Source organism: Nostoc sp. CHAB 5836 (genome assembly GCF_020829445.1).
Taxonomy (GTDB): Bacteria; Cyanobacteriota; Cyanobacteriia; order Cyanobacteriales; family Nostocaceae; genus Nostoc.
Window position 1 is genome coordinate 1 of sequence record NZ_JAIVFV010000066.1, and the last position, 26,271, is coordinate 26,271.

The window sequence follows — 26,271 nt, forward strand, 5'->3', positions numbered from 1 at the left end:
TTACTAGTTAGTAAGGTTAAATGCTTGTTACTAAGCTTTTCTTGAAAGAGTTTTTGCTCTTCAGGGGAGAGGTTTAGTACCACTTCTACGAGGGAATTAACAAGTTGTACATTCATGGTTGTGTATAAGATGGGCTTTCGCCCTACCCTTATGCTGCTCTACCATAATACTGACTATTGCTCCCGCCATACAGCAAACGACATAGCTAATTTCTGCGAGCGCTTGTGTAATTACGGCATGATCATCAAAACTGAGCCGAAAGCTTCTCGCTTGGGTAAGCTAATCGGCAATGAAGTTGCATAATAAGAATAAACCGTTTGAAAGCAACTATGCCGCCACCAGCCAAGAACTTTTTAACGCCGGAGCAAGTCAGCCAGCTTCATCTTGTTCTAAAAGGGAGCAAGCTACTCCATGTCAGGGAAAGAATTCTACTGAATCCATTGGTGACAAGTTAAGGAAAAGGAGAAATTGTCAAGCGTGGTATTTGTAGTGGTCAAAAACATGAGAAACTCAGTTCTTTTCAAGTGATTGAGCGATTGTGACTAGCTATGACCACCAGCCGAAAAACCAATCGAGACCACGCGAAAAAGAAACAAAGACCAATGGTGGAAGACCAAGTAATTGCCGAGCAACTCTCAAGATTACTGACACCAGCCATTACAAATCAAGAAAATTACTACCGAAAACTAGGACTTAGAGAACGGATACTGAATTTACCGTTAATGATGGCTGCGGTGTTAACCTTACTGTGGCGAGACGTGGCAGGAGTTAGAGAACTAACAAGAATGTTAGCCAGAGACGGAATTCTTTGGTGTAATCCCACAAAAGTTAGTCAACAAGCTGTATCGCAGAGATTTTTGACATTTCCATCCGAATTATTTGAAAAAGTATTTAAAGATTTATTGCCTAGTTTGAGAACAGCTTGGCACAGTAGAAATAAACGTCGGTTACCAGAAAGTATTCAATTTACTTTATCAAAATTCGAGAAGATTTGGATATCTTCAACGAGGGTCTGACCAGTTTTTTTTCAACAATTCTCTCAATGTCTCGTCTGCACTGATGCAACAGTTCTAAAAGCTCTCTTACGCCTAATGTGAATTCTCTCCCTCATCTCCTTACTGCTCCTCTACCCTTCTCGTATTTTTGGGAGAATAGTGCCTTTATCAACTACTCTTGGAACTGATGCTTGTGTTCGTAGCTGGCAGGTTTGCTCGATAATTTGGTCTATGTCTTCTTGGGACAAACGCTGGACGTAGTTGAGTTTGATTTCCTGTAAGAAGTCAAAAAGTAAACTCTGAATTTCTGAAAGTACGTGTTTTTGTTTTATTTGAGATCCTAAAGCGTCGCTGAAGCTTTGTACTAATTGACTGGTGAGTTTTGCGCCCACAGGGTCTTCAACAGCACTAACTAAAGTTTTGTAAAGATTAGTTGTGATTTGAGTAGCCAATTGTTCGCTTAACTGGGTTTGGGCCTGTCCGACGCCAGGGAGGTTCTGGAGGTTGCGGTAAAGGGGGACTTGATGGAAGACGGTTTCGATGTTGTGGCGCAAAATGGCGACGATCGCAGGTTGAATTTCGGGTAGCACTTGGTAGACAATTGTTTTTACCAAAAGACTTGCGATCGCTTCCACTTCATTCACATTATTAATATCTATGTAGGGACGTAAATTTTCTTGTTGGGAGAGCCAGTGCGTTAACTCACCCCGTTGAATTGAACCCTGAATCTGATTAATTACCCTCACCACTACAATTTCTGTGAGTTCTTCGGCAAAATTGGCAACAATCCCCTGATTAATTTGCTTTCGCACTGGATGCAAATTTAATAACTTTGCTTGATCGAGGCGAACTAATACAGGTAAAACTCTTAACCACCGCCAAAATGGCAGTAATAAAAATAAATCGTACCAACGCCACAATACTGCTTCAAACCAGCTTAAACCAGGACGTTGGCGTCTGATCAAGAAGCTACGCCCCAGCAATTCTACACCAAATAAAATCACAAAGGGTAAGTCAATAATCAAGAATTTATCAACAAATTCGCCATTTTCACCGATTTGGCGGTAGTAGTTAGAAGCAATCAAAGGGCGGATTCTTTGGTTGAAAAAACTAATTTCTTGATCCCAGCCATTTTGCGAGAAGTAAGGCTGACTCCAAAAAGTGGCGAAGGACTGTCTTGCAGATTCCTTATCGATGCGATCGCGCATCCGATTTTTGATTTTTTCCAGAGTCCCACTCTTATTCACTCCTGCAAACGGGTTACTGTCAATCATCTCGTTGCTCAGACGCCTTATTTCCTCTAATCTGCTATTTACCTGAGGCGACTGTAACCCTGTTTGGCTGACTTGTTCTTTTAATGCGTCTACTGTTTTGAGATAGTTTTCCGTGTCTCGATGGGCTTCAACGCCTTTTATTGGGTCATAAATCTTAGTAATTTGAGGAAGTTTTCGCAAGTAGAAATCCCGCCAAGGTACATAACTTAAATCAAACAAAACTAAACATAAATTTACGGCGGCAGCAATTGCCATAAATCTTTCAAACCAAAGATTTCCTTGCTTATAAGTTTTTATATCTTTCATTTTTTGTGATATCTGATACAGGAATAAGTGCATGGGTGCGAAAAAAGTCAAGTATGTTACGAAACGTAAATAAGCTTAAAACCTTTACTAATGACCAATGACAGCCTTAGCCAGTTAACTTTAATTGCGCCAACCTACTTAGCACTCACGCAATAACTCTCTGAAACTCTTATTCCTTTGTGTCCTTCTCCCTTGGCGCTGGCCTCTCCCTTTGGGAGAAGGGGAGACGCTAACACGAATGGGGTTCGTTTTTTCATTATTTGGCGTAAATCCTGAGAAATTAAGTCCTGTTAAACATAAGTTCTCTCATTTATTGAGGAAGGCAGGAAGCATTTGCCTCTTTCCAAGCAATTACAGTAATTTTGGACTTGCAAAAAATAAATTATGCCAAAATATTTTAGGATTTACGCAAGTGTCACAAAAAATAAAAGCTTTTTCAAAATAATATGCCAGTTGCGTAAACCCTATATTTGTAGATGTGTAGGGACGTAAGGACTTGCACCCCTGCCATCGGATGTTTTTTTCACTGGAAGTCCCTTAAGTTATGACCACGGTATCTCTGCCCATATAAAATACTTCTTTGGATGGATGACACAAATTAGTTTATGTAAATTTGGTTAAATTGGACAAAAATAAATCACAAATTATTCAAAAATCATTAAATAATCGTGAAAAAAGTTATTAAACAAACTTAAAATGCAGCTGTTAAGGTTTATAATCCTGCTGATTTAACCCAAAGGAGTTTTAAGTATGTGGTGTGGGTTTGGAAAATCAAGCGCAACTTTTGCTGTTACTTGCCTGATAAGTGCTAGTTTGGTAATTGCAGACACAGGTTTCGCAGCCCGTCAACGTAGCTATACGCCCCAGCAATTCCGTGCTGTGTTGCGAGGGCTAGGCTATAACGTCAAGGTCACAAATAGTGCTTTGACGGATGAGGAAACTAAAAAGGCAATTCGTGAATTTCAGACGGGTTATAAGCTAAAACCAGTTGATGGGATAGCAGGGCCAAAAACCCAAGAATTTGCAGCTAACATTGTTCAAATTCTGCAAACAAATTTGAACGCAGTGGTAAAGCCAAATCCCCCCCTACCGCGCGATCATTTTTATGGTTCCCGCACGGAAGCAGTGGTGAAGGAGTATCAGAAGAAATATCAGTTGCAAGAAACTGGAATTGCTAATTTAGCTCTCCGCCAAAAGCTGAATGAAGAAGCAAAGACAGTCTTCAGTCAGCCGACAGCGACACCAACGGCGACACCAACGGCGACACCAACGGCGAGACCAACGGCGACACCAACAGCGAGACCAACGGCGACACCAACAGCGAGACCAACAGCGACACCGACAGCGACGCCAACAGCTACCCCAACAGCGACGCCAACGGCTACCCCAACAGCTACCCCAACAGCTACACCAACAGCTACCCCAACAACTACACCCTAGTCGCCACAAAAAACTCCTACCCCGAAGCTCCTCAAGTCATCTGGTTTGGTTCTTCTAAGGGTCTGCCCTTGGGTGTAGGTAGAATTGGACGGCGGTCATAGTAAGGCATAGGAATGTACTGCACGCTGGGTCGCCCTCCTTGGGGCTGTGGGTACAAATCCATGAGATCATAAATAGAATGGGGCAGTCCGACGGTTACGGGCAGCCCCATTTCTGTTGCTTCTTCAATAGTGATGGGATAGTCGTGGGTGACGCGTCCAGTTGTCAAGGCTTCGATAATCGATTCGATATTTTCTTGCAGAACTTTTTGTTTGGGTATATTGTCTTTAAGCAGAGTTCGTACAAACCTCTGTACCTGCTGTATTGCTTTGCGTGAGAGGTCAGCCATAATTAAGGTTTGGTCATCAATCTCACTGATGGGTTTATCTTCAACTACTTTCAGGATACTGGCTGCTGGGTAGTTACCCAGTTGGGGATCAACTGGCCCTAAGACAGCATTAGCATCCATAATAATTTCATCAGAAGCGATCGCAAGCATAGTACCGCCACTCATGGCGTAGTGGGGTACAAAGACTGTGACCTTTGCTTGGTGGCGAATTAATGCTCTGGCGATTTGTTCGGTAGCCAAAACCAAACCACCAGGAGTGTGCAAAATTAAGTCAATTGGCACATCTGGGGGTGTGAGACGAATTGCTCGCAATATTTGTTCTGAGTCTTCGATAGTAATGTAGCGAGATATGGGAATTCCCAGGAAGCTAAGGGACTCTTGGCGATGAATCAGCAAAATTACTCGGCTTTTGCGTTCCTGTTGGAATTCTTGTAAAGCACGCAAGCGCCTATATTCTATTTGACGTTTTTGCCAAAGGGGTTGCAAAGAAGTCAGAAGGAGGAAAATCCAGAATAAATCACCAATGCCAAAGCCCATATTATTTATATAATTTATTGTTCAAAAATAACGGTTGCCGTCATTATTGTCACAAATTTGGGGCGATCGCACTTCTATCTGTAGGTTTAAAACTATGGAACCACACTCAGCACTTAGCAACAAAATTATTATAAAACTTAATATTATTCCTACTCCCTTCCCGCCATAAGATTACCTATCTCTTCCTTTAGACATCTCCAGAAATTAATTATGCGTTGCCTGAAACCCTTGTAGAGACGTAGCACTGCTACGTCTCTACATTCATTTTCGGAGATGTCTTTTGCGTTCTTTGCGTCCTTTGCGGTTCGTTAAAAAAATTTAGGTATTCTTTGAGCGGGAAGGGAGTAATTGAGAAGTTTATTATACTTTTTGTGAAAAAAAAAGAGAGTTAAGTATTATAGCTACATCCAAAAATTCAACCAACTCGTTCTATTGAACAGGGGTAAATATGGAAGTTGAACCCAACGACGGTTTTGGCACTGCCACTTTCACAGGTGTAGGGTTAGGATTCGCACAGGGTTTACCAGACCCTGGATTTGCTTTCTATGCATCTTATGGGAACTATATTGCTTCTGGAGACAACGACTACCACTACTTGTATGCTAAAAGGGGAAATACAATTTCCATTAACACCTCTGGTAGAGGCTCCTACGCTGATGATGTGGACACGACTGTAACACTCTTTAATGAGTACTACACACAAGTAGGCTTTGATAACAATAGTGGAAACGGACTTAACAGCTCATTGACCTACAAGGTTCCATTAAGTGGCTACTACTACTTTAATGTAGCGGGATATTTGGGTGATACAGGGAATTATGATATTACCGTTAATTTGACAGACTATAGCGCTTCTTAGTTGAGTGCAATACAAACCTAACCCCCAGCCCCTTCCCTACAAGGGAAGGGGAGTAAGATTCAAAGCCTCTCCCCTTTTAGGAGGGAGGAATGGAAGTGAGGTGAGACTGTATTTTCCATTCGAGAACCGCTATATTTGACAAACTAGACCTGTTAACAACAATGTCAAATCACGCTGCCTTGGTTGGAATAGATGCAGGTGGAGCCAGAATCCAGAATGGATTCTGTGCGACTGGATGGAGAATCGAGGTTTAAAGCCCCCGATTTTAAACGCTCGTGAAGAAAAAATTCTGGGGTTGCTGAAACCCCTGACTTCAGGCATCGGGTATTCTGAATTCTGTCTTCTGACTCCTTCTCATGAATTATATACTATCGCCGTTGCCAAATTTTGATAGTGTCGTCATCGCCCCCGCTAACTAAGGTTTGACCATCGGGACTAAAGGCAAGGCATCTAACATAGTTGGAATGACCTGTAAGTGTGCTGATTTCTCTGCCACTATGTATGTGCCACAGTTTGATAGTGTTGTCCCAGCTACCACTAGCGAGAAATTGCCCATCCTGGCTAAAGGCGACTGACGAAACTGAATCAGAATGACCAATGAGAGTACGAATTTCTTTAGCTGTATTTATATGCCACAGTTTAATCGTGTTGTCACCACTGCCACTGGCGATAATTTCCCCATCCTTGCTGAAAGCGATGCAGTTGACGAAAAAAGAATGGCCTAATAATGTGCAAATGTTTCTGCCTGTGTATACTTGCCACAGTTTGATCGTATAATCATTGCTGCCACTAGCCACCAGCTGTCTATCTTGGCTATTGGTTGTAGGCGTTCTCGGAGAGTAGGCGACTGACGAAACTGGGTCAGAATGACCGATGAGACTTTGGATTTCTATCCCAGTGTGTACCTGCCACAGTTTAATTGTGCAATCAGCACTACCACTAGCCAGAAACTTGCCATCTGGACTAAAGGCAACAGAATTCACCCAATTAGCATGACCAGCAAGAGTACGAATTTCTTTGCCTGTATTGACATCCCAGAATTTGATAGTGTTATCCCAACTCCCGCTAGCTAAAATTCCCTGGTTCAGGTCTGCAACTTTCGCAGATTTGCCGGACTTGCCTTGATAAGAAAGGTTTGGAGAAATTGGGCTAAAGGCGACAGAATGAACCATGCTGGAATGACTAGAAGACCAACGACCCAGTTGACGTACTAACTTGCCACTACCTAGTTGCCAAAGTTTGATAGTCTTGTCATTACTGCCACTAGCAATAAATTGCCCGTCTGGACTAATGGCGATCGCATGAACCATACTAGAATGACCTTTGAGGGTCTGTATGCATTGCCAATTCTGCCGATGTAATACAACAGGTGGAGGTAGAGGCGTTATCGCTAAGGTAGATGATACTGGTGCTATATTCTCCTTACTATCAGTCCCCAATAAATCCAACCACTCCTGCACAGACTGGGGACGATAAGTTGACTCCAGATCCATGCCGCAGATAATAGCCTGATTTACCCTGTTGCTGATCTTAGGATTAAAATATTGTGGTGGTTCTAAATTAATATTGTGACGGCGATCGTCTGCATTTGTGGGGATAACTGCGGTAAGCAAATTATACAAAGTAGCAGCTAAGGCGTAGATATCAATGTATTCTCCTCGTGGCGCTTCTGATTCATATTGCTCAGGTGGAGCAAAACCAGGAGTGCGATATACTGTATGCCTTTGAATCATATTGGGAATAAATTCTCTAGCGATACCAAAGTCGATCAGCACTGCTTCTGATTTCTGAAGGCGGATCATGATGTTCCGTGGTTTGAGATCCCGATGCAGCAGTCCTTTAGAGTGGATTAGCGTCAAAGCATCGCCAATTTGCCTGATGTATAGCAGCGCTTCTGCTTCTGATAGCACCCCCGTCCGCCTCAAACGCTGTCCTAAGTCTTCGCCTTCGATATAATCCATCACCATGCAAGGGAAATTTCCCTCATCAAAGATGGTTTCTATCTGTACTATATGAGGATGGTGACACACAGCCAGTCGAACGGCTTCATCACGGAAGTCTTGCCGTAATTTGTTTCGGTGGAGTATCCAGGCGGGGTGATTTAGGATTTCTTCTTTGAGGGTTTTAATCACTCGCAGTTGATTTCGTTGATTTCTGGCAAGATAAGTAATGCCAATTCCGCCTTCGCCTAATTGGCTTTCGATAATGTAGCGTCCACCGAATAAAGACTTTCCAGCATTCCACACCATTAGTAATATTTGACAATTGCTGGTATCTATTTTGGCACGGGATCATAACAGCCAACAGGAATTTTTGGAAATTCCATTTGAATTGCTGTTGTAGCTTTTTGAAACTTAGTTACTTAGAGAACATTTTCATTAACCTCAATAATTACTAATAGTATAAAGTTGGATATACCCTAACAGTTTTACCTAAACTATGCTTTACACCAAAATATGAGGGTTGATTGTTCATCTTAGAGTAAACGATGACTTTAGCGATATTTGTTCATAATAATTTGACTTGTAGGTAATCTAAAATTATGCTAAAGAATCTGAATCTGAAACAAAAATTTACAATTCTGCTATTGGTAATTCTGACATTTGGTCTGAGCTTGAGTGGATTTGCTCTTTCTTCTTTGCTCAGGGAGAATGCTAAACAAGATATTAGCTCAACAGGTCTTATGCTTATGGAAACCATGAGTTCTGTTCGTAAATACACCAGTACTCAAGTGAATCCAGAGCTAGCTGATAAATTGGACACTGAGTTTTTGCCGGAAAGTGTGCCTGCATACTCAGCACGGGAAGTATTTGAGATTTTACGACAAAGAAGAGAGTACCGTGATTTCTTTTATAAAGAAGCAACTCTTAATCCCACAAATCTGCGAGATAAGGCTGACGGTTTTGAGACGGAAATTGTAGAAAAGTTCAGAAATCAATCAGCCCTTAAAGAAGTGAGTGGATTTCGCTCAATTCCTGGTGGAGATATCTTTTATATTGCTCGTCCTCTACCAGTTTCTGAAGAAAGCTGTCTGAAGTGTCATAGCACACCTGATGTTGCACCTCAAAGTATGATTACTCTTTATGGTGCAGCTAATGGATTTGGGTGGAAGCTTAATGAAATTGTCGGCGCTCAAATCATAACAGTACCTGCGAATAACGTTATCAACAAGGCTAATCAGTCTTCTTTTGTAATTATTCTAATTGTATCAACTATATTTATTGCAACTATTTTGTTAGTCAACTTTTTCTTGAATCGACAAGTTGTTATGCCTCTCAAACGCATGACTCGCATAGCGGAAGAAGTGAGTACCGGACATATGGAAGTTGAATTTGAGCAGATGTCTAATGATGAAATCGGTAATTTAGCTAAAGCCTTTAAACGAATGCAGTTAAGTTTAGAAATGGCAATGAAAAGAATCAAACGCACTCAGGGAGGGACAGGGGAATAAAATAATTCGTAATACTTCGGCTACGCCCTTCGGCTACGCTCAGGACAAGCTCAGTACAAGTTCGTAATTCGTAAGGCTTTGCGAGATTTAATAGCGCTACGAACTTGTGAAATTCTGTACTAAGTAATTAATTTTTGTAACTGGAGTTGAGGCCCGGTTAAAAAACCTTACTACTTTTATCCGTCAATTTTGGGAGCGTAAATCCCTATGGAAATAAGGTTTTTTTGAATTCAAAAGCTGCTTGAAAGTCAGGAATTTCTCTAGCTATGAGTTCAATAAATTGATCAGGTGAAATATAAGGATTTTGAGCTAATATTTCTTCTATAATTAGATTTGCCATTGGCCCAATGTGGTAGGCTAACCCTTGCTGACAACTTTTGATAAATGCTGGTTGGAGCGAAGGTTGTCGTTGTTGTTCAATTCGTCCAGTTTGCGGACTAGTAGGTGAACCAGCTGAACTAAAAATTGTTTCTTGAGGTTGATTGTATGACTGCAATATTGCCGACATAGCCTGAAATTCTGGGTTAAATATGGTGGGAGGCAAATCATCCCTGATGATTGCAGGAGACATAGCCACTTCTGATTCTCCAATACCCTCTAAATCTTTCAGAACTTCTCTGGCTGTTTGGTATCGGTTGTTAGGTCTATCTGCCAACATACAATCAAGTATTTGAGCCAATTCATCAGTCACATAGACATAATAACGCCAGTTCCATTCAAGGGAATATTGATCCATTAGTAAGGATGGATCTCTACCTGTGAGTAGTACAATAGCTGTTACCCCCAAAGCATAAATGTCACTAGAGGGGGAACATAAGCCCAAGCTAATCTGTTCGCGGGGAGCATATCCCACTTTACCTACGAGAGACATTTTGCCAACAAAGGTTACTTGGTGGTTAGAACTTCTCCCCTCGTTGATATCAGCAATTTGTTTGCCTACACCGAAATCAATCAGTACTGGCAGATCCTTGCCATCGGGTAACATGATGTTGTCAGGAGAAATATCTCTATGAATGATGTTGTGCTGGTGGACATATTCTAAAACAGGCAGCAGATTGTTTAGCCACTGTATAACTTCATCTTCAGAGAAATTTCTTCCTTGACGTTGAAGTTCTCCTAACAGTCTAGAATATGTTTTACCGTCAACATACTCTTGTACTAGGAATAGCCGATTATCTCCTTCAAAGCAAGCCAAAAACTTGGGAATTTGAGGATGTTGCAATTGATGAAGAATTTTTGCCTCTCTTTTAAATAAGTTGCGATATTGTTCCAGTCCACTTTCCCCTGTACCAATGGGTGCAAATTCTTTGAGAACACAAGCTTCATTAAACCGACGAGTATCAAAGGCCAAGTAGGTTCGTCCCAATCCTCCCTGTCCTAGAAGTTTTTGGATAATATAGCGGTTATCGATTAGAGTTCCAGCAGCTATTTCTGGTCTTGTCGTAGGGGACTGTGACATCTCATCGCACTCCTAGCGATTTTATTGTTAATAAATTATCTAGTTTGCTGAAAGTCAGAAGCTCTAGCAGATAAAGGCTGATAACATCCTTCAACTTGAGATTACCACCACTATCGAGATAAAGAAATACACTTTTTCACTATTTTTTGATGATTTTATCTGACAAAATAGACAATTTTTACCTGGGTAGTTTGACCATACTAAGTAAGTTGGCGCGAAAAAATCAAAGTATGTTGCGAAACGTAAATAGGCTGAAAATCTTTACTGATGAGCAATTGACTTAGGACAAGTGACAGCCTTAGCCAGTTAATTTTAATTGCACCGACCTACTTACTCATACTTACGTATTTTAGCCGCCGCGACATAACCAGTGTCTGCGGTAATATCTGCGAATGTTCAGGGCATCGCCTTTTGGATTTACTACTGAACCTTATTTTACCCCTAGTAACCCGATTAGCACTGAGTTTGTGAACAGTAAGGATATAGCGTGACATCATGGTTTTTTAGAGAAACTGAGGTTGCCATAGACTTCCTGAAGGAAATATTATATGTATTTCCAGTGGTGAATATGCGATCGCTCTCAAAAGTTAATCTTTCTGAGAGCCAATCTCATTATGAGATAGCTGCTTCGGCATCGGCTGGATGATTCCTCAATGTCAACCTCCGTATTACAAAAGACTGCTGAAGCTACAACAATTCATCTAGTTCATCAGGGTTCACGCCCAACTGACGCAAACGTTCTGCGAATTGTTCTGCTTTTTGTTTGGCTTTAGCAGCTTCTTGTTCTGCAATGATAGCTCGTTGAGTTGCAGCAGCAGCTTCCTCTGTAGGTGCGGGAATTAATTCTCCAGCTAAAGTAAACCACCTTAACCACAACCTTTCAATATCTCGAAATGAACCTTGCCATAAGCCTAAACTTAAATCTATCTCTGGCATTAGTAGGCATCCATCAGTCAAATTCATCGGTTCATAGTGACCACCTACTAACTGAAAAGCCCGAAGTTCATTAGTGTAGCGACTAAAAACAATATAGTAGGGAATCCGCAAAATTCGTTCATAAACTTCCCATTTGCTAGGAGGTTTATCTGCTGCACTTTCTCTTCTTGTGCCTAAATCTTCGTCTTCTGTACCTGGAGATAATAACTCAACAACCACAAAGGGATTTGCTGGCTCTTGCCAAGTTACATAACTTAACCGTAAGTCTTGCCCTTTGTATAATTTTCCTACACCTACTACACCAAACCAATCGGGGCGTTTATACCACAAAGGATGCTGGATATCATAGTAGAGATTAAGGTCAGCCGCACTGTAAACTAGTTCGGGATTCCAGTTAATAGGCTGAAAAGTTAAGTATAAAAGTAAGGGTTGTAAAAAGTGAAAATCGTCAGGCAAACCTGGTTCCTCTGGGTTGTCACTAGGTAAATCATACATCGTTGGTAGGGTTTCCCAAGGAGGAAGCGGCGGGTCAGATTGAGGGATGTAATGGGGAGAAGAAGTCATAATAAAAATTGGGTTTGATATTTTTCATTTACTCGTGAGGTTGTCATTTGTCATTTGTCATTTGTATTTCAAAGAACAGATGACCAATTGATTTAGGACAGTCTTAACGATCGCAATGTACAATCTAGATGCGCATCAGCTTAGGTAACAGAAGCGAATAGATGTGTGCTGAGTTTTTTGACGCAATCAAATAGGATTCCTATAGAAGTAATAATGTTATTTCACAACTAGCCGCGAAGTGCTAGCACACCACTCTGCTAACGCCAAATTTTGAAATTACCTCTGCTACTATTATCTCTAAATATTCGGCTTCCTTGGGTCAAATGCCACTGGACTCTAATGGTGAAACTTGCTCAAGGTTGGTAATTAGCGAGATATCACTTATTTAAAGCTAAGTACAACATTTCATTAATTCGTAGCGAATTCTCTTTGCGTTCCTACCCTGCGGGAAGGCGAAGCGCCTATGCGCTTCCCTTTGCGCCCCTACCCTGCGGGAAGGCGAGGCGCCTATGCGTTTAAATTTCAACCCTCAATTCGCCACGATTTTATGCTGCATCTGTACTAAGTACATTCGTGCAAAAAAACTCAAGTATGTTACGAAACGTAAATAAGCTTAAAACCCTTACTAATGACAAATGACAAATGACAAATGACCAATGACAAATGACAGCCTTAGCCAGTTAACTTTAATTGCGCCGACCTACTTATAAAAAATTTTCTTAATTGCTTATAAATAACTATTACTTTCTAAATTACTTGGGGAATACTGAAACTTAGTCCCATTAAAAGTGTATGAAAAATGGCAGATAAGAAAGTCAGTGCTAAACTTTCCTCCGCAGACAGGGAAGCCGTAATGCAAGCTATTACTACTATCCGCGAAAAGTTACCGTTCTTGATTGATTTGACAACTGAAGAGCGTAAAGCTTTACCCAAGCTGGGGGATAAGAGTCGGGCGTTTGTGAGTAAGGCGTTGGAAATCGGGACACAAAATCCTGACTTCTTACCTCGTTCTTTTGACTTGAATGAAATGCGCCAAGATATCGAATTATTTGAAGCCCTGTATCCCATTTTGCTGTCGTTGACGCAACTGCAAGAATTGGTGGATGATACATCTGTGGCTGTTGGTAGCGAAGCTTATGCGGCGGGTTTGATGATATATAACTATGCTAAAGCCAGTGGTAAAGGCGCGGGTTTAGAGTCAATGGTTGATGATTTAGGACGCAGATTTGCCCGGAAAGCGAAAAAAGTGCAACCACAAAGTTCATAAGGGACTGACAACAAATAAATTATCCAATCTTGTGAGGTGGGCGACACGAGGGCCCATAGCCAAGGGCGGACAAGATGTCCACCCCACAAGAAGTAGTTGAGTATTTTTTTATTTGGAGTTCCTAAGTCGAGAAATTGACTCAACGCTTCTACCTAAAAACCTAAAACTTTGAGCTTCTGAGCTTGGGTGTTTCTGTTTCAAGTGAAAAACTCCCAGTCAGAAGCTCAAATTTTGCTGTTGTCAGCAAGAACGTTTTCGTTTGAAGTGAGAATGTTTTGGTTTGGAACGAGAACTTTCCGGCTTCAAGTGAGAATGTTTTGGTTTGAAACGAGAAGTTTTTGGTTTGAAGTGAGAATGTTCTGGTTTGAAACGATAAATTTCCGGTTTGAAGTGAGAATGTTTTCGTTTGAAGTTAAAAAGTTTGTGTTTAGAACTATACTTTTGTAGATTAAAGAGCAATACGGTTTAGATAAGGAGAATCGTAGCGACTAAATAAGTCGGGGATCTTCATTAGGAGGATGTAAGCTAGCTTTAACCCAAAAACCCCGCGCACTGCGAATGGAGTCATCTGCTGGATAGCGTTCATCATTAATATCAAGTCGGTTGCAGGTTGCTCTACCAATGGGACTAACTCCAATAATTGTCCTACCATTTGCTGACCACAGAAAATGCTCTGACCAAATTTGTTGACGAGGATTAAATAGAGGTACTACTGCTTTAGTCTCTAAGTCATATCCGGCGACAAAGTTGTAGCGACGTTCATTACAACGACGACAAGCCAAGGCTAAATTATTAAGCTCGTCAGAACCACCAATAGATTTTGGTATCAAATGGTCTACTGTAAATCTTGTTGTGGAAATACCTTCGGGAGAATGGCAATACTCGCACAAATAATTTGCACGTTTTCGGACAATTTCTTTAGTAGCATCATCAATCATTGTGTTGAGCTACTAGCATGGCGTTGATATGGGTGAAAATTCTATCTAGTTCTCCAATTTCTTCAAGTGCGATCGCTTCTTCTGGAGTTAGTAAATCAGCTTTTTTGCGTTCTAAAAGTTCTTCCATCCGTGCTTGCAGTTCATGATTAAATTTGAACAGGTTAAACTTATCCAGCTTTTCTATTCTGATACTGCCAATCAAGGATGAAGGTCTAGCAATTACGGTTGTCATAGTCAGCGTGATACAATTTATGATATGTGTTTCTCTAAAGATATTGTATCAAGGAAAAGTTCTATAAATATCTTTACGATGTGCGACTCTTTGACAAATTAATGTTTGTGTTTCTTGGTCAACACTAGTACCTATTCTGTAATCACCTACACGAATTTTATATTTATCGTCGTAGCCTTTCATTTTTTGCAAATAGCCTAAATCAAAAGGATTTTCTGATTCTAGTTCTTGAAAGACGATTGGTTCAATCCGAGCTTGCACATCTTGTGGTAAATCTGCTAATTGTTTTAAGAATTTTTTAGTATATTCAACTTTCCACATTCTTTTGCTTTAACGATTGGTAATATTTCCATCCTTGGTCTTTAGAGAGGCGTTCATTATCTTCCGATTCTTCCATTAGCTGTATCAAGCCGTAGTTTTCCAATATTTCTTCAATTTTTTCAAAGTCAGCTATAGAAATTTGTACAGCAATAGGTTGCTGATTTTCATCCATGACATAATTTCTAGTAATTTCTAGCATTTTTCCTGCATCAGATTTATTGTTTGCAAGTCCTACTTACTATTTTGACGCTGTTATTGCACAATTCGCTGCGTCGCCAAATTTTGATATTTCCGCTACAATCTCCCGCAGCCAGCCAATCTCCATCGGGGGTCAATACTGTTCGGTTAAGAATATTCGTAGGTTGAGTTTCGTTTCTTAACCGAACCGTATTGGGGGTTATGCGAGGTTTTTACGCAGTTGAGGCTAATAGCTATGCCTCTTTTGATACAGCTACAGACTGTACACCTGCTTGGGATGATGTTTGTTGAATCAATCTTATCAATAGGCGCAGCCCTTCATTAACTGCCCCAGAATCTGGAAAAATTGCTGCTACATCGGGATCTAACTGGACAGTTAGGGTGGATCGTTTGCGCCCTTGACCCCGCGCTATAACTGGGAGTTGAGTAAAGTCGTATTCAGGACGTAAGTCATCATCCATTTCAAAGGTCTGACTCATAAGCTTTGCGTTCCTTACGGATAGCTGGACGGGCACTAATTAAGCGCGTGGTGCCTGCACGGTCAGTATAAGCGACAACTAGTAATCGCCCTTTGGCTGATTCTCCCATAATAATGAAACGTTGCTCTTGAAGGGAGTGTTCTGGATCGGCAAAGGTTAAAAACAGCGGATCGTCAAACACAGAAGTAGCTTCATCAAAAGAAACATTATGCTTGGCAAGGTTGCTTCTGGCTTTTTCTTCGTCCCAATCAAATAGCATATTCCTAATTTGCAACGACTTCTTTTCCCAAGCTTAAACTTTAAGCAACTCCGATGGAGCCTACAATAAAGAGTGTATTCAATCGTAATCAACCTATGGCGATCGCAGTTGTTAAACCCTCATCTTGCCTAGCAACTGGTATTCAGCCTTACTTAATCATTTGTGATAAATAAAATCCCTGACTTGTCAAACAAGTCAGGGATCAGTGGCTTTCAATTTTTCCTAAAACACTTCATCACACTTCTGGCTCAATCCCCGCCGCCCGCAATTGTGCTGCTAGTCGTTCAGCACGTTGGCGTTCTTGTTGGGCGCGTTGGCGTTCCTGTTCGGCGCGTTGGCGTTCCTGTTCGGCGCGTTGGCGTTCCTGTTGGGCTAACTCAGAACCCCAAGGTAAAAGGTTTCCTTGCTCATCCCACCACCGTAACCACTTTCCGGCGCGATTTTCACGAGTACCTTGCCATACCCCAAGGTAAAGATTCATTTCTGATATCCAGTAGTGTTGATTTTCATTAGGGTCTTGCAAGATGTACTGTTCTGTGGTTTGTAAGCGATACATCTCGAAACTACCACTGTCTGGCTCAAAAATGACGTAGTTTGGCACTTTTAAGATGCGCTCGTAGAAAAACCATTTTCCTGGGGGATATGTCGCTTTGATAGAATATTCTGTTTCCTGTGTATCGGAAATAAATTCCATCACAATTACGGGAATGTCACCCTGTAATTTAGGTGTGTAACTGCGTGTTACTTCTTCTCTACTAACATTAATTTTGGCAATGAAAGCCCAATCAGGCGCTTTAATGACCATTTTGTTGTTTAGAGTGGCGCAAATGCCGTAATTGGTTGGAGTTAGGGCATTAACTGAAATTTTTCCGGCTAATTGTAGGCTTTCAGTGAGTGCAGCAGCTAAGGCTGGTTGATTGATATTGTCCACTGGATCATCTGGGAGTTTGTAATCATCGGGTAGTTTTTCCCAAGTAATTTGGTAGTCTTGGGTGAGGGTTGTCATGATGGGTTTTCCTTTGGTGTGTAAAAAGGACTGTTGAGTTAGGAGTTAGGAGTTAGGAGTTAGGAGTTAGGAGTTAGGAGTTAGGAGTTAGGAGTTAGGAGTTAGGAGTTAGGAGTTAGGAGTTAGGAGTTAGGAGTTAGGAGTTTGGAGTTTGGAGTTTGGAGTTTGGAGTTATTCTCCCTCATCCCCCTCATCCCCCTCATCCCCCTCATCCCCCTCATCCCCCTCATCATCCTTACTGATCTTCATCGGGTTCTAAATCGTCTGCTGTTAGTTCCTGATGCGGAATGGCGGCGATAATCGCATCTATGACTTTAGATACTGGTAAAATCTCGATATTCAGGTCGGGAAATTTCGTCCCTTTTGGCACGATCGCTCGTTTAAATCCCAACTTAGCAGCTTCTTTTAACCGCAGTTCCATTTGGGAAACCGATCGCACTTGTCCGCCTAACCCAACTTCACCGATTAATACTGTACCGGGATCAACTATGCGATCGCGGAAACTAGCTACAATGGCGATCGCAATTCCTAAATCTACCGCCGGTTCTTCTACATTCAACCCACCCGCAGAAGCAACGTAAGAATCTAATTTGGACATGGGAATTCCCACCCGTTTTTCTAAGACGGCGAGAATTTGCACCAAGCGGTTGTAATCTACGCCAGTACCAGCCCGCCGGGGAGAAGGGTAGCTGGTGGGACTCACCAAAGCTTGCAGCTCAACAACTATGGGGCGAGTGCCTTCGCAAGCCACGACAATGGCAGTACCAGGAGCCGGATCGTCACGGTTGCCTAAAAATAGCTCTGAGGGGTTGGAGACTTCCCTTAGTCCCTCGGCCACCATTTCAAAGATGCCGATTTCGTGAGTTGCGCCGAAGCGGTTTTTCACTGTCCGTAATAACCGATGGGAGGCAAAGCGATCGCCTTCAAAATACAACACCGTATCGACTAAATGTTCTAAAACTTTTGGCCCGGCGATCGCTCCTTCTTTGGTAACGTGTCCCACAATCAGCATAGTGACATCTTCGTGCTTCGCCACCTTCATCAATGCTGCTGTACATTCCCGTACCTGAGCTACCGAGCCTGGTGCAGAAGTCAACGCCGGGAAAAACACCGTTTGGATACTATCAATCACCGCCACGTTTGGCTTGAGAGAGTCTATTTCCCGTAAAATTTCTTCTAAATCTGTTTCTGGCAGTACATATAAATCTGCACCTATACTCTCAGGGTCTATGGGAAGTGTAGGATCTACTATTACTGTTAGCTTCTCCTCATTCACCACACTTAGGGTTTTTGATACTCCCAAACGGGAAGCTCGTAATTTTACCTGCTGTCCCGATTCTTCACCAGTTACGTAAAGGATGCGATATTTCTGTGCTAATTGATTTGATACTTGCAGTAATAAAGTTGATTTACCAATACCCGGATCACCACCAATCAGCACCATAGAGCCAGGGACAACTCCACCCCCAAGTACCCGATCCAATTCTCCATAACCAGACTCCCATCGGGCGATTTGGCGATCAGTAATTTGATCAAATGTTAAAGAGGCTCTTGCTTTCGCTGGTTTAGCGTGAGATTTGCCATTGCCTTGAGTTGATTGCCAACTACTCACTCCTCCCCGACTGGGTACATCTACTGAAGATTGAATAGAAATTTGTTCTTCTAGAGAGTTGTAAGTGCCGCAAGCTGGACATTTACCAAACCACTGGGGCGATTCTGCCCCACATTCGTTACAAACGTAAAATGTTTTTGGCTTTGCCATTCTTAAATCTTATTAAATAATCTTAATATTTACTTAATTATTGAAAAAAACTAAAATCCAATAATAGTAGTTTTTACAGCTTTTTCCAAATAAATTGATGGAATGATATCTTAATACTATGGTATTAAAAATTAATCATGTAAATTTTTAGTGAAGGAGCGTTGAGAAACTTGGAAAGCCATAAAGAAAAAATCTTGGTGGTAGACGACGAAGCCAGCATTCGCCGGATTTTGGAAACGCGCCTTTCGATGATTGGCTACGATGTGGTGACGGCTGGGGACGGGGAAGAAGCTTTGGAAACCTTTCGCAAAACTGATCCTGACCTGGTAGTTTTGGATGTAATGATGCCAAAACTAGACGGCTACGGTGTATGTCAAGAATTACGAAAAGAGTCAGATGTGCCCATTATTATGCTAACAGCCTTGGGTGATGTAGCCGATCGCATCACTGGACTAGAATTGGGCGCTGATGACTATGTAGTTAAACCATTTTCCCCCAAAGAGCTAGAAGCCCGAATTCGCTCGGTGTTGCGGCGGGTAGATAAAACCGGTGGTTCTGGCATTCCCAGTTCTGGGGTAATCCATGTCGCTAATATTAAAATCGATACGAATAAGCGACAAGTCTACAAAGGCGATGAGCGAATTCGATTGACGGGTATGGAATTCAGCTTGTTAGAGTTGTTAGTCAGTCGCTCTGGAGAAGCTTTTTCTCGTTCGGAAATTTTGCAAGAAGTTTGGGGTTATACACCAGAACGTCATGTTGACACTCGCGTAGTAGATGTGCATATATCCCGTTTGCGGGCAAAGTTAGAAGATGATCCTAGCAACCCAGAGTTGATTCTGACAGCGCGGGGTACTGGTTATCTTTTCCAGCGCATTATTGAACCAGGGGAGGAGTGAAGGAGTGAGGGAGTGAGGGAGTGAGGGAGTGAGGGAGTGAGGGAGTGAGGGAGTGAGGGAGTGAGGGAGATGAGGGAGCAGGGGGAGATGAGGGAGATGAGGGAGATGAGGGAGCAGGGGAGAAGAATTAATAACCAATGCCCTGTTTGCCCCATGACAAATGACAAATGACAAATGACAAATAACAAATGACAAATGACAAATGACAAATGACAAAACCTGATCCTAATCGAGTTTTGCGGCGTCTACCTATTGTAGTGGGTGGGCTAGGTGCTGTGCTTTTGTTGATTAACCGTTTATTGACACCGGAACTAACCCAATCTCAATCGCGTGGTGATGTGGTGGGCGTGATTTTGAGTGCGGTGTTAATTTTGATTGGTTTAATTTGGCAGCAAGTTCAGCCGCGATCGCCTGATACTGTAGAGCTAATTGGAGAAGAAGGTTTTGTACTCGCAGCAGATTTACCAGATGCCGTGAAAACTGAACTAGCCTGGGCATCTCATTTATTGTTGACTAATACAGTAACGCGATCGCTTGTGGTTTTTTATCAAGGAAAAGTTTTGTTACGTCGCGGGATTCTGAGTAATAAATTTGAGGTTGTACCAGGAGTAATCTTAAAACAGGTAATCGAAAAACAAAAGCCGATTTATCTAGTTGCACTCAAAGTATATCCAGGTAGGTTTGAATTTGATTATTTACCAGAAAATACTCAAGGTGTAATTTGTCAACCTATTGGTAACCAAGGTGCGCTAATTTTGGGAGCCAATGCTCCTCGCAGTTATACCAAACAAGATGAAAATTGGATTGCCGGCATTGCCGATAAATTAGCCGTTACTCTTAGCTCGACTTTATCCAACCAAACGACCTAACCTAAATTTAGCTTGGTCATCTGTCAGAATAAGTCGTAATTTGTAATTATTACCTCAAATTGGCTTACTCCTATCCATATAGCAACACCCTTGGCTTGGCTTTGAATCTTACTCCCATTCCCTAGTAGGGAAGGGGTTGGGGGTTAGGTCTGTATTGCACTAAGCGTGAGAAGCGCTCTAGTTATAGGACTTACGCAATAACTCTCTGAAACTCTTATTTCTTGGCGTACTTGGCGTACTTGGCGGTTCGTTTTTTCATGATTTGGCATAAGTCCTAAGTACAGCTTTGCATTAATTCGTACTGAATTGAGGACTGAAATTTAAACGCATAGGCGCCTCGCCTTCCCGCAGGGTAGGGGCGCAAAGGGAAGCGCATAGGCGCTTCGCCTTCCCGTAGGGTAGGAACGCAAAGAGAATTCGCTACGAATTAATGAAACGCTGTACTAAGTTAATTACGAATTACAAATTATTAGTTCACCAAGAAGTTAAAAAATTCCAACCTTCCTTTTCTTCCGGCGTCTTTTCTTCTTTTTCTTGGGGTTGTTCGGGTGTCTTTAAATTTGTTTGTTGAATTAAATTATCATACTCTCCTGAATCAACCCATTTTAATAACTCGCCAGCCCTCATAACTACCCAGGAAAGGCCAGATTCTGTATAACTTAATATTTTTGTTACCTTATCGACAGTATCAAAACTATTGGATGCAAACTCACGGGCTTGGACGAGAAAATCTTCGATTACAGCAGTAGTTAAATATTCCTCTGGTAAACCCGCGAGTTTCATCAGTGTAGTAGTTGCTACGTCGATATCCTGACAAGCCAGCAAACCAGCCCGATCAGCAGTGAACCTGGCCATCATTCGCCAATTATACAAACCCAGTTCCATTCCACTAGCTACCAAGCCACCAACCCCCAGTGTGGTACTGCTCAACAAATTTTTCAAAGTTGGCATCACAATTGCCATTTGGTGGTAAACCATATGCTGACTCTTAATGCGAGCAACTTCATGTCCGAAAACGTAAAGCAACTCATCTGCGCCAAGCCATTCCATTGCATCTAAATTGATCCCCACAAGGGGTTTTTCTACCCCAACAATGTAAGTTTGAATGTGACCTGTGCCTCGAAACAGATATAGTTCAGGAAGTGGAGTAACATCAACAATTTGACAGGTTTCGACAAATGTCTGATACAATTCGGGAAAATTACGCGGCGAAATTCTAATTTCACTACCAAGGCTTTGCAGCCTGAGTAAGCGATCGATGCCGTATTCATTAATTTTTTTGAGTAGCAAGGAGACACCAGGCATATTTTGCAAAGAAGCCAAGGCTTTGCGATCGAAGGGGTGTTCGTAGGCTTCTGAACTCAGTCCAGTTAATAATTTTCTCGTCATTAGTTTTGAGTTTTTTCTTAGAAGATTTGGGAAGTTCAGTTAATTAGTACTTTGTCACAATCTTACCCAGATAGAATATACAGTAGGGATATACAGACCCGTGCCTGGGAAATTTGTAAATTGACAATTTTATCTATGCAAATTATTTATTGGCTATTAGTTGCCGTAATGGTTGTGGGTGTTATCGGTGCTGTAGTTCCAGCGATTCCTGGTAGCAGCTTAATTTTAATTGCAATTATTGTCTGGGGAATAGTTAGTAGTTCCTTTGCAGCTATCAAGATTCCCCTAATTGTGACAATTATAGTTTTATTGCTTAGTGTTGGAGTGGATTTTTTAGCTAGCTATGTGGGAGCAAGACAAGCTGGAGCTAGTAAGTGGGGGCAAATTGGGGCAATTGTCGGTTTGGTGGTGGGATTTTTGGGACTATTGCCAACCTTACCTTTTGGGGGGCCACTGTTAGGAATTTTACTAGGGCCGCTTTTGGGAGCAATTATTGGTGAATATCTTTACCGACGTGAATTGGGGTTAGCGGTTAAGGCGGGTATAGGAATTGTAGTCGGGTCTTTGGTGGGAAATTTGATTCAAGGGTTGTTAGCGATCGCCGCAGTCGTAGTTTTTGTGGTGACAACTTGGCCACAAGTATTTGGCTCTTAGCCTTTGCCAAAGATGACACATTTTAAACCAGTAATAATAGCTAGCCAGTAAGTAGAGCGACGCAAATAAAGCTAACTGGCTAAGGCTGTCATCTGTCATTTGTCCTTGGTCATTTATAAGGGTTTAAAATGTATTTACGTTTCGTAATATAGTTTGGTTTATTCTTGCCGACTTACTTAGGCTATTCACTATTGTTCAGATGCTAGACTTACTATCTTTTCTTCTACCCTCTTCAATTCACAAAGGATTTAAAATATAAAAAATATCTTTGAGCAAAGTGACTCAAACAGCCGTGAATCAGAAAGGGGCAATGCCACAAAGCAGTAAACCAACTTACTACTCCCTGCTAGGACTGCATCCCTCGGCATCGGTAATCGACATTCGTCGCGCTTATCGGCAACTGAGCAAACGTTATCATCCTGATACTACAGACTTGCCGACTGCGATCGCCACTCCCAAATTTCAGCAAATCAACGAAGCCTACGCCACCCTTAGCCATCCAGAACGGCGCTTCGGCTACGATTTAAAAATTGGCTATTCCCGCTTTGGAGTGATTCAACCACCTCCTGACTTGAATCATCCCGTCTCGCGTTCTCATGATTTCTCAAAATCAGCTTACCTCGATGCCAGCGATCGCCCCTTATCATCTGGCGAAATCTTTGCTTTATTTATGCTGGTGTTAACATTTGTAGGTTGCCTGTTATTAGCAGTTGCCATTGGCTTAACTCGTGGCGAGACTGCTTTCCAAAGCCATTTACTGCAACCAACTGCATCTGTACAACAGCAGATTATTCATGTGTCGCAACCAATTACCCATGTGGATAATTAAAAAATCAAAATTTCCTTAATTCAAAATCCCTAATCCCAAATCTAAAATTATTATGCCTCTTCTTCCCTCTGATACCCCCCTATATAATCATCCCCTGCCACAAATTGAACAGTGGCTAAAAGAGCAAGGCTGTCAACAAGATGACACACAGAGGCATTGCTGGTACGTGCAGCGCCCTAGTTGGCAAGCTGAACTATGGCTCGATGTTGAGCAAATCGTAGTGCGATATGTCCAATCTGGGGAAAATGGACAAGATATTCAACGTTCATTTAAGTATTCTCTCAGTCGGGATGATGTAGAACAAGCCGTGTTTTCTGGGCCGTAAGATCGCTTTTGAGGGAAAAGATCGGGCGATCGCAGGAATAATAGTGGTGACAAGAACCGCTAATCATGAACCAATGCCTGAGATTATCTCGACATCCTATCTTCGTTACCGTGCAACCGGGAGAGGCTTTGATCTTGATCTGATTGAAAATATCCTACGCTTCTCCAGCAAACGATATTATGATGTAGAAACAGATCGGGCGATCGCAGTTGGGAAGCATGGTGAACAGCTAGTTTTAATTCCCTTTGAACAAAGTGAAAACACGATTACACCGATTACAATTCACGCCACAACTCGACAACAAATTCGATTTCGTCTAAAAACCGGGCGGTTGATTACAAATGTCTGACATCAAGCAACAATTGCCACAAATAAACTACTTCAAAGAAGAGGATATTCTTCATCTGCTAATCTCCGAAGAGCCAGAATCAGCAAGTATTGAAATTAGTCCAAATGTCACTGCTGAACTGAATGCAGCCGGAGAGTTGATTGGCGTGGAAATTCTTAATGCTAGTAATTACATCCGAGATTTTATTTTGGAATCTGTTCAGGGTAAGCTGTTGAACTTGGTTCGCAGCGAAGTATAGCCAGCGAAGCGATCGCAGTTATTCTTGCAGGCATAAAACTCCTGCAACAGCAAGAAGACATCTATCAAGGACGACTGCAAGACCTGCAACAAGAAGCGCGTATTGGGTGGGAAGCGTCTCAAAGGGGCGAAGTTGTTGATGGCTCCATTGCAATGGCTCAAATTCGTGCCCGTGTGCGTAGGCGTAGCCCGTCGTAGACATCGCGCCAAAACGATTGAAAACGATGCCCACCCTACTGAATTAGTTTTAATTTATTCCTCACTCCTCACTCTTAACTCCTAACTTGATTTAAACTTTTCCAAACCGCCGCTCCCGTTGCTGGTAGGCACACAAAGCACGGTGAAACTCTGCACGGTCAAAATCGGGCCAAAGAGTATCAGTAATGTAAATTTCCCCATAAGCCATTTGCCAGAGAAGAAAATTTGAAAGGCGCATTTCTCCACTGGTGCGAATTAACAAATCTGGGTCAGTAATTCCGGCTGTGTACAAGTGGCTCTCAAACACCTGTTCATCAATTTGATCAGATTGTAGCAGACCTTGCTGAACAAGCTTGGCGATCGCCTGACAAGCTTGTAAAATCTCTTGCCGTCCGCCATAATTAGTTGCCACCGAAAACTGGATACCGCGATTGTCCTTAGTTGCTTCCATTGAACGGGATATTTCTAGTTGGAGCGATCGTGGCAGGTCTTGTAAATTGCCCACAAACTTAATTTGAACATTCTCTTCGACCATTTCCCGCAGTTCTTGGCGCAAAACTCTTTGAAACAGAGTCATCAAAAAATCCACTTCTTCCTGCGGTCTTTTCCAATTCTCCGTTGAAAACGCATAAGCCGTCAGCGCCTGAATTCCCCAATCCTGACAACAGCGAAGTAAATCCTTGAGAGCATCTACTCCTCGCTTGTGACCCATAATTCGGGGTAGACCCTGACGTTTAGCCCATCGACCATTACCATCCATAATCACCGCCACGTGCTGGGGCAATAGTTCTCGTTTTAAGTCAGTAGGCAAATCTTGCAGTTTAGTTTGTTGTGCTGTCATTTTTTATCTCGAGAAGCGGTCGTACCCCTACGGGGAAGCAAGCTACGCGTAGAGCGTCGAAGACGTGGTAATCTGAGTAAACGTGAAACCAGTGCTAGTGTCTTCCCAGGTATCTGACGAATAAAACTCAACAGACCAGGAGCAACAGCTTCCCTATCCACGGTTGGGGACAAAAGAGCCTCTAATGACTCTTTCAGCTTCCTAATCGTCAGTGGTCTATTTAGGGTTCCCCGTTCCGCTAAGGAAATGGAACCAGTTTCTTCAGATACAACGACACAAATGCAATTTTCGACCCGCTCAGTAATTCCCATTGCCGCCCGGTGGCGTGTTCCCAACTGGCGCGAGGCTGTGCGTCCCGAAAGTGGTAAAATTATACCCGATGATACAATCCGTGAACCACGGATCAGTGTTGCTCCGTCGTGTAACAACGTTTTCGGCTGAAAAATTGTTTGGATCAGTTCTTTAGAAACTTCGGCATTGAGCTTTACTCCTGGCACAGAAAAATCTCGCTCATCAATTGGGCCTGTGGTTTCCAAAATTAGTAAAGCTCCAATGCGGTTTTTTGACAATTCTTTAACAGCCTCGACAATTTCATCAATTACACTATCAGATTTAGGGATTGCCAACCGATCGGGTTGAAACAGCTGGCGAAATTCGCCACGTCCCAATTGCTCCAAAAAGCGTCGAAACTCTGACTGTAGAGCAACTGCCATCGCCACAGCACAACCAATCACCAACTTTTCTAATACAAAACTTAGCAGAGGTAGTCCTAATCTGCCACTTAGTGCTGAGGCTAGCATTAAGATAATGAATCCCCTCACCAGCCACAGTGTCCGGCGCTCACTAATGATAACTAGTATCATGTAGGTCAGCGCCAGCACTAACACAATATCCAGAGTCCCAAGTAGCAAGGACTGTGACCATCCCAGGTTTGTCAGCCATTGCTTCCACCAATCTCTCATGACATCTGGATTACACTTTTGCCTCTAATTACAATTAGTCATTAGTCA

28 protein-coding genes and 1 pseudogene are annotated in these 26,271 nt (G+C 42.2%); 13 read left to right on the plus strand and 16 right to left on the minus strand.

The annotated features are described in order from the left end of the window. Positions 1–602: 602 nt before the first annotated feature. Positions 603–998: pseudogene (locus LC605_RS15170) on the plus strand (IS4 family transposase); the annotation flags it as partial. A 128-nt stretch (positions 999–1,126) separates the two neighbouring features. Here LC605_RS15170 and LC605_RS15175 read toward each other — a convergent pair. Further along, the gene (locus LC605_RS15175) at positions 1,127–2,575 is read right to left on the minus strand and encodes a hypothetical protein (protein ID WP_229548358.1); all 1,449 of its coding nucleotides are present in this window, start codon (positions 2,573–2,575) and stop codon (positions 1,127–1,129) included. A 750-nt stretch (positions 2,576–3,325) separates the two neighbouring features. On the opposite strand from LC605_RS15175, the gene LC605_RS15180 reads away from it, so the two are divergent. Further along, positions 3,326–4,015 carry a peptidoglycan-binding protein gene (locus LC605_RS15180; protein WP_229548359.1) on the plus strand — a complete coding sequence of 230 codons (690 nt, stop codon included), beginning with the start codon at positions 3,326–3,328 and terminating at the stop codon, positions 4,013–4,015. Between the two features lie 31 nt (positions 4,016–4,046). Here LC605_RS15180 and LC605_RS15185 read toward each other — a convergent pair whose 3' ends face one another. Continuing rightward, entirely contained in the window at positions 4,047–4,940 is an 894-nt protein-coding gene (locus LC605_RS15185) for a hypothetical protein (protein WP_229548360.1), read from the minus strand. A 448-nt stretch (positions 4,941–5,388) separates the two neighbouring features. Between LC605_RS15185 and LC605_RS15190 the strand changes: the two genes are divergently transcribed. Next, complete coding sequence (locus LC605_RS15190) at positions 5,389–5,799, plus strand: hypothetical protein (protein WP_229548361.1); 411 nt, start codon at positions 5,389–5,391, stop codon at positions 5,797–5,799. A gap of 368 nt (positions 5,800–6,167) precedes the next feature. Here LC605_RS15190 and LC605_RS15195 read toward each other — a convergent pair whose 3' ends face one another. After that, a complete protein-coding gene (locus LC605_RS15195; RefSeq protein ID WP_229548362.1) occupies positions 6,168–8,048 on the minus strand; it encodes a serine/threonine-protein kinase in 1,881 nt (626 codons plus the stop codon). Positions 8,049–8,341: 293 nt separating this feature from the next. Here LC605_RS15195 and LC605_RS15200 point away from each other — a divergent pair, with 293 nt between their 5' ends. Further along, positions 8,342–9,250 (plus strand): DUF3365 domain-containing protein, encoded by a 909-nt coding sequence (locus LC605_RS15200; RefSeq protein ID WP_229548363.1) that lies wholly within the window; start codon positions 8,342–8,344, stop codon positions 9,248–9,250. Between the two features lie 205 nt (positions 9,251–9,455). Here the strand turns inward: LC605_RS15200 and LC605_RS15205 are convergent, their stop codons facing one another. Next, on the minus strand, positions 9,456–10,709 hold the full coding sequence (locus LC605_RS15205) for a serine/threonine-protein kinase (protein ID WP_229548364.1): 1,254 nt from the start codon (positions 10,707–10,709) through the stop codon (positions 9,456–9,458). Positions 10,710–11,196: 487 nt separating this feature from the next. Between LC605_RS15205 and LC605_RS15210 the strand changes: the two genes are divergently transcribed. Continuing rightward, positions 11,197–11,355, plus strand: coding sequence for a hypothetical protein (locus LC605_RS15210; protein ID WP_229548365.1), 159 nt, complete (start codon positions 11,197–11,199; stop codon positions 11,353–11,355). A 41-nt stretch (positions 11,356–11,396) separates the two neighbouring features. On the opposite strand, the gene LC605_RS15215 is transcribed toward LC605_RS15210, so the two are convergent. Then, positions 11,397–12,209: a Uma2 family endonuclease gene (locus tag LC605_RS15215; protein WP_229548366.1), complete on the minus strand. Its 813-nt coding sequence runs from the start codon at positions 12,207–12,209 to the stop codon at positions 11,397–11,399. Between the two features lie 799 nt (positions 12,210–13,008). Between LC605_RS15215 and LC605_RS15220 the strand changes: the two genes are divergently transcribed. After that, positions 13,009–13,476, plus strand: a complete 468-nt coding sequence (locus tag LC605_RS15220) for a hypothetical protein (RefSeq protein WP_229548367.1) — start codon at positions 13,009–13,011, stop codon at positions 13,474–13,476. Positions 13,477–13,964: 488 nt separating this feature from the next. Here the strand turns inward: LC605_RS15220 and LC605_RS15225 are convergent, their stop codons facing one another. The 8 genes from LC605_RS15225 to radA all read right to left on the minus strand — a co-directional run bounded on the left by LC605_RS15225 (position 13,965) and on the right by radA (position 18,671). Beyond that, positions 13,965–14,414 (minus strand): HNH endonuclease, encoded by a 450-nt coding sequence (locus tag LC605_RS15225; RefSeq protein WP_229548368.1) that lies wholly within the window; start codon positions 14,412–14,414, stop codon positions 13,965–13,967. Further along, positions 14,407–14,646: a hypothetical protein gene (locus LC605_RS15230; protein ID WP_229548369.1), complete on the minus strand. Its 240-nt coding sequence runs from the start codon at positions 14,644–14,646 to the stop codon at positions 14,407–14,409. Before LC605_RS15230 ends, LC605_RS15225 begins: the two co-directional genes overlap by 8 nt. A 48-nt stretch (positions 14,647–14,694) precedes the next feature. After that, complete coding sequence (locus tag LC605_RS15235) at positions 14,695–14,967, minus strand: type II toxin-antitoxin system RelE/ParE family toxin (protein ID WP_229548370.1); 273 nt, start codon at positions 14,965–14,967, stop codon at positions 14,695–14,697. Then, complete coding sequence (locus LC605_RS15240) at positions 14,954–15,139, minus strand: hypothetical protein (RefSeq protein ID WP_229548371.1); 186 nt, start codon at positions 15,137–15,139, stop codon at positions 14,954–14,956. Before LC605_RS15240 ends, LC605_RS15235 begins: the two co-directional genes overlap by 14 nt. A 259-nt stretch (positions 15,140–15,398) precedes the next feature. After that, positions 15,399–15,644: a hypothetical protein gene (locus tag LC605_RS15245; protein WP_229548372.1), complete on the minus strand. Its 246-nt coding sequence runs from the start codon at positions 15,642–15,644 to the stop codon at positions 15,399–15,401. Next, entirely contained in the window at positions 15,628–15,903 is a 276-nt protein-coding gene (locus tag LC605_RS15250; protein ID WP_229548373.1) for a BrnT family toxin, read from the minus strand. The genes LC605_RS15245 and LC605_RS15250 overlap by 17 nt, the downstream gene beginning before the upstream one ends. Before the next feature lie 235 nt (positions 15,904–16,138). Further along, positions 16,139–16,909, minus strand: a complete 771-nt coding sequence (locus LC605_RS15255; protein ID WP_229548374.1) for a Uma2 family endonuclease — start codon at positions 16,907–16,909, stop codon at positions 16,139–16,141. A gap of 235 nt (positions 16,910–17,144) precedes the next feature. Continuing rightward, complete coding sequence (gene radA, locus LC605_RS15260; RefSeq protein WP_229548375.1) at positions 17,145–18,671, minus strand: DNA repair protein RadA; 1,527 nt, start codon at positions 18,669–18,671, stop codon at positions 17,145–17,147. 170 nt (positions 18,672–18,841) lie between these two features. On the opposite strand from radA, the gene rpaB reads away from it, so the two are divergent. Beyond that, positions 18,842–19,570, plus strand: coding sequence for a response regulator transcription factor RpaB (rpaB, locus tag LC605_RS15265; protein WP_229548376.1), 729 nt, complete (start codon positions 18,842–18,844; stop codon positions 19,568–19,570). A gap of 209 nt (positions 19,571–19,779) precedes the next feature. Next, positions 19,780–20,439: a cofactor assembly of complex C subunit B gene (locus LC605_RS15270; RefSeq protein ID WP_229548377.1), complete on the plus strand. Its 660-nt coding sequence runs from the start codon at positions 19,780–19,782 to the stop codon at positions 20,437–20,439. Positions 20,440–20,913: 474 nt separating this feature from the next. On the opposite strand, the gene LC605_RS15275 is transcribed toward LC605_RS15270, so the two are convergent. After that, positions 20,914–21,828, minus strand: coding sequence for a M48 family metallopeptidase (locus LC605_RS15275; protein WP_229548378.1), 915 nt, complete (start codon positions 21,826–21,828; stop codon positions 20,914–20,916). Between the two features lie 135 nt (positions 21,829–21,963). Here LC605_RS15275 and LC605_RS15280 point away from each other — a divergent pair, with 135 nt between their 5' ends. The 5 genes from LC605_RS15280 to LC605_RS15300 all read left to right on the plus strand — a co-directional run bounded on the left by LC605_RS15280 (position 21,964) and on the right by LC605_RS15300 (position 24,223). Beyond that, complete coding sequence (locus LC605_RS15280; protein ID WP_229548390.1) at positions 21,964–22,482, plus strand: DUF456 domain-containing protein; 519 nt, start codon at positions 21,964–21,966, stop codon at positions 22,480–22,482. A gap of 310 nt (positions 22,483–22,792) precedes the next feature. Beyond that, a complete protein-coding gene (locus tag LC605_RS15285) occupies positions 22,793–23,311 on the plus strand; it encodes a J domain-containing protein (protein WP_229548391.1) in 519 nt (172 codons plus the stop codon). 52 nt (positions 23,312–23,363) lie between these two features. Beyond that, a complete protein-coding gene (locus LC605_RS15290) occupies positions 23,364–23,636 on the plus strand; it encodes a DUF3143 domain-containing protein (RefSeq protein ID WP_229548379.1) in 273 nt (90 codons plus the stop codon). Positions 23,637–23,682: 46 nt separating this feature from the next. Then, the gene (locus tag LC605_RS15295; protein WP_229548380.1) at positions 23,683–23,985 is read left to right on the plus strand and encodes a hypothetical protein; all 303 of its coding nucleotides are present in this window, start codon (positions 23,683–23,685) and stop codon (positions 23,983–23,985) included. Beyond that, positions 23,978–24,223 (plus strand): DUF2283 domain-containing protein, encoded by a 246-nt coding sequence (locus LC605_RS15300; protein ID WP_229548381.1) that lies wholly within the window; start codon positions 23,978–23,980, stop codon positions 24,221–24,223. The genes LC605_RS15295 and LC605_RS15300 overlap by 8 nt, the downstream gene beginning before the upstream one ends. A gap of 288 nt (positions 24,224–24,511) precedes the next feature. Here LC605_RS15300 and LC605_RS15305 read toward each other — a convergent pair whose 3' ends face one another. Both LC605_RS15305 and cdaA read right to left on the minus strand, forming a co-directional pair. Further along, positions 24,512–25,261, minus strand: coding sequence for an isoprenyl transferase (locus tag LC605_RS15305; RefSeq protein WP_229548382.1), 750 nt, complete (start codon positions 25,259–25,261; stop codon positions 24,512–24,514). Beyond that, positions 25,258–26,223, minus strand: a complete 966-nt coding sequence (gene cdaA / locus LC605_RS15310) for a diadenylate cyclase CdaA (protein WP_229548383.1) — start codon at positions 26,221–26,223, stop codon at positions 25,258–25,260. Before cdaA ends, LC605_RS15305 begins: the two co-directional genes overlap by 4 nt. Positions 26,224–26,271 lie beyond the last annotated feature (48 nt).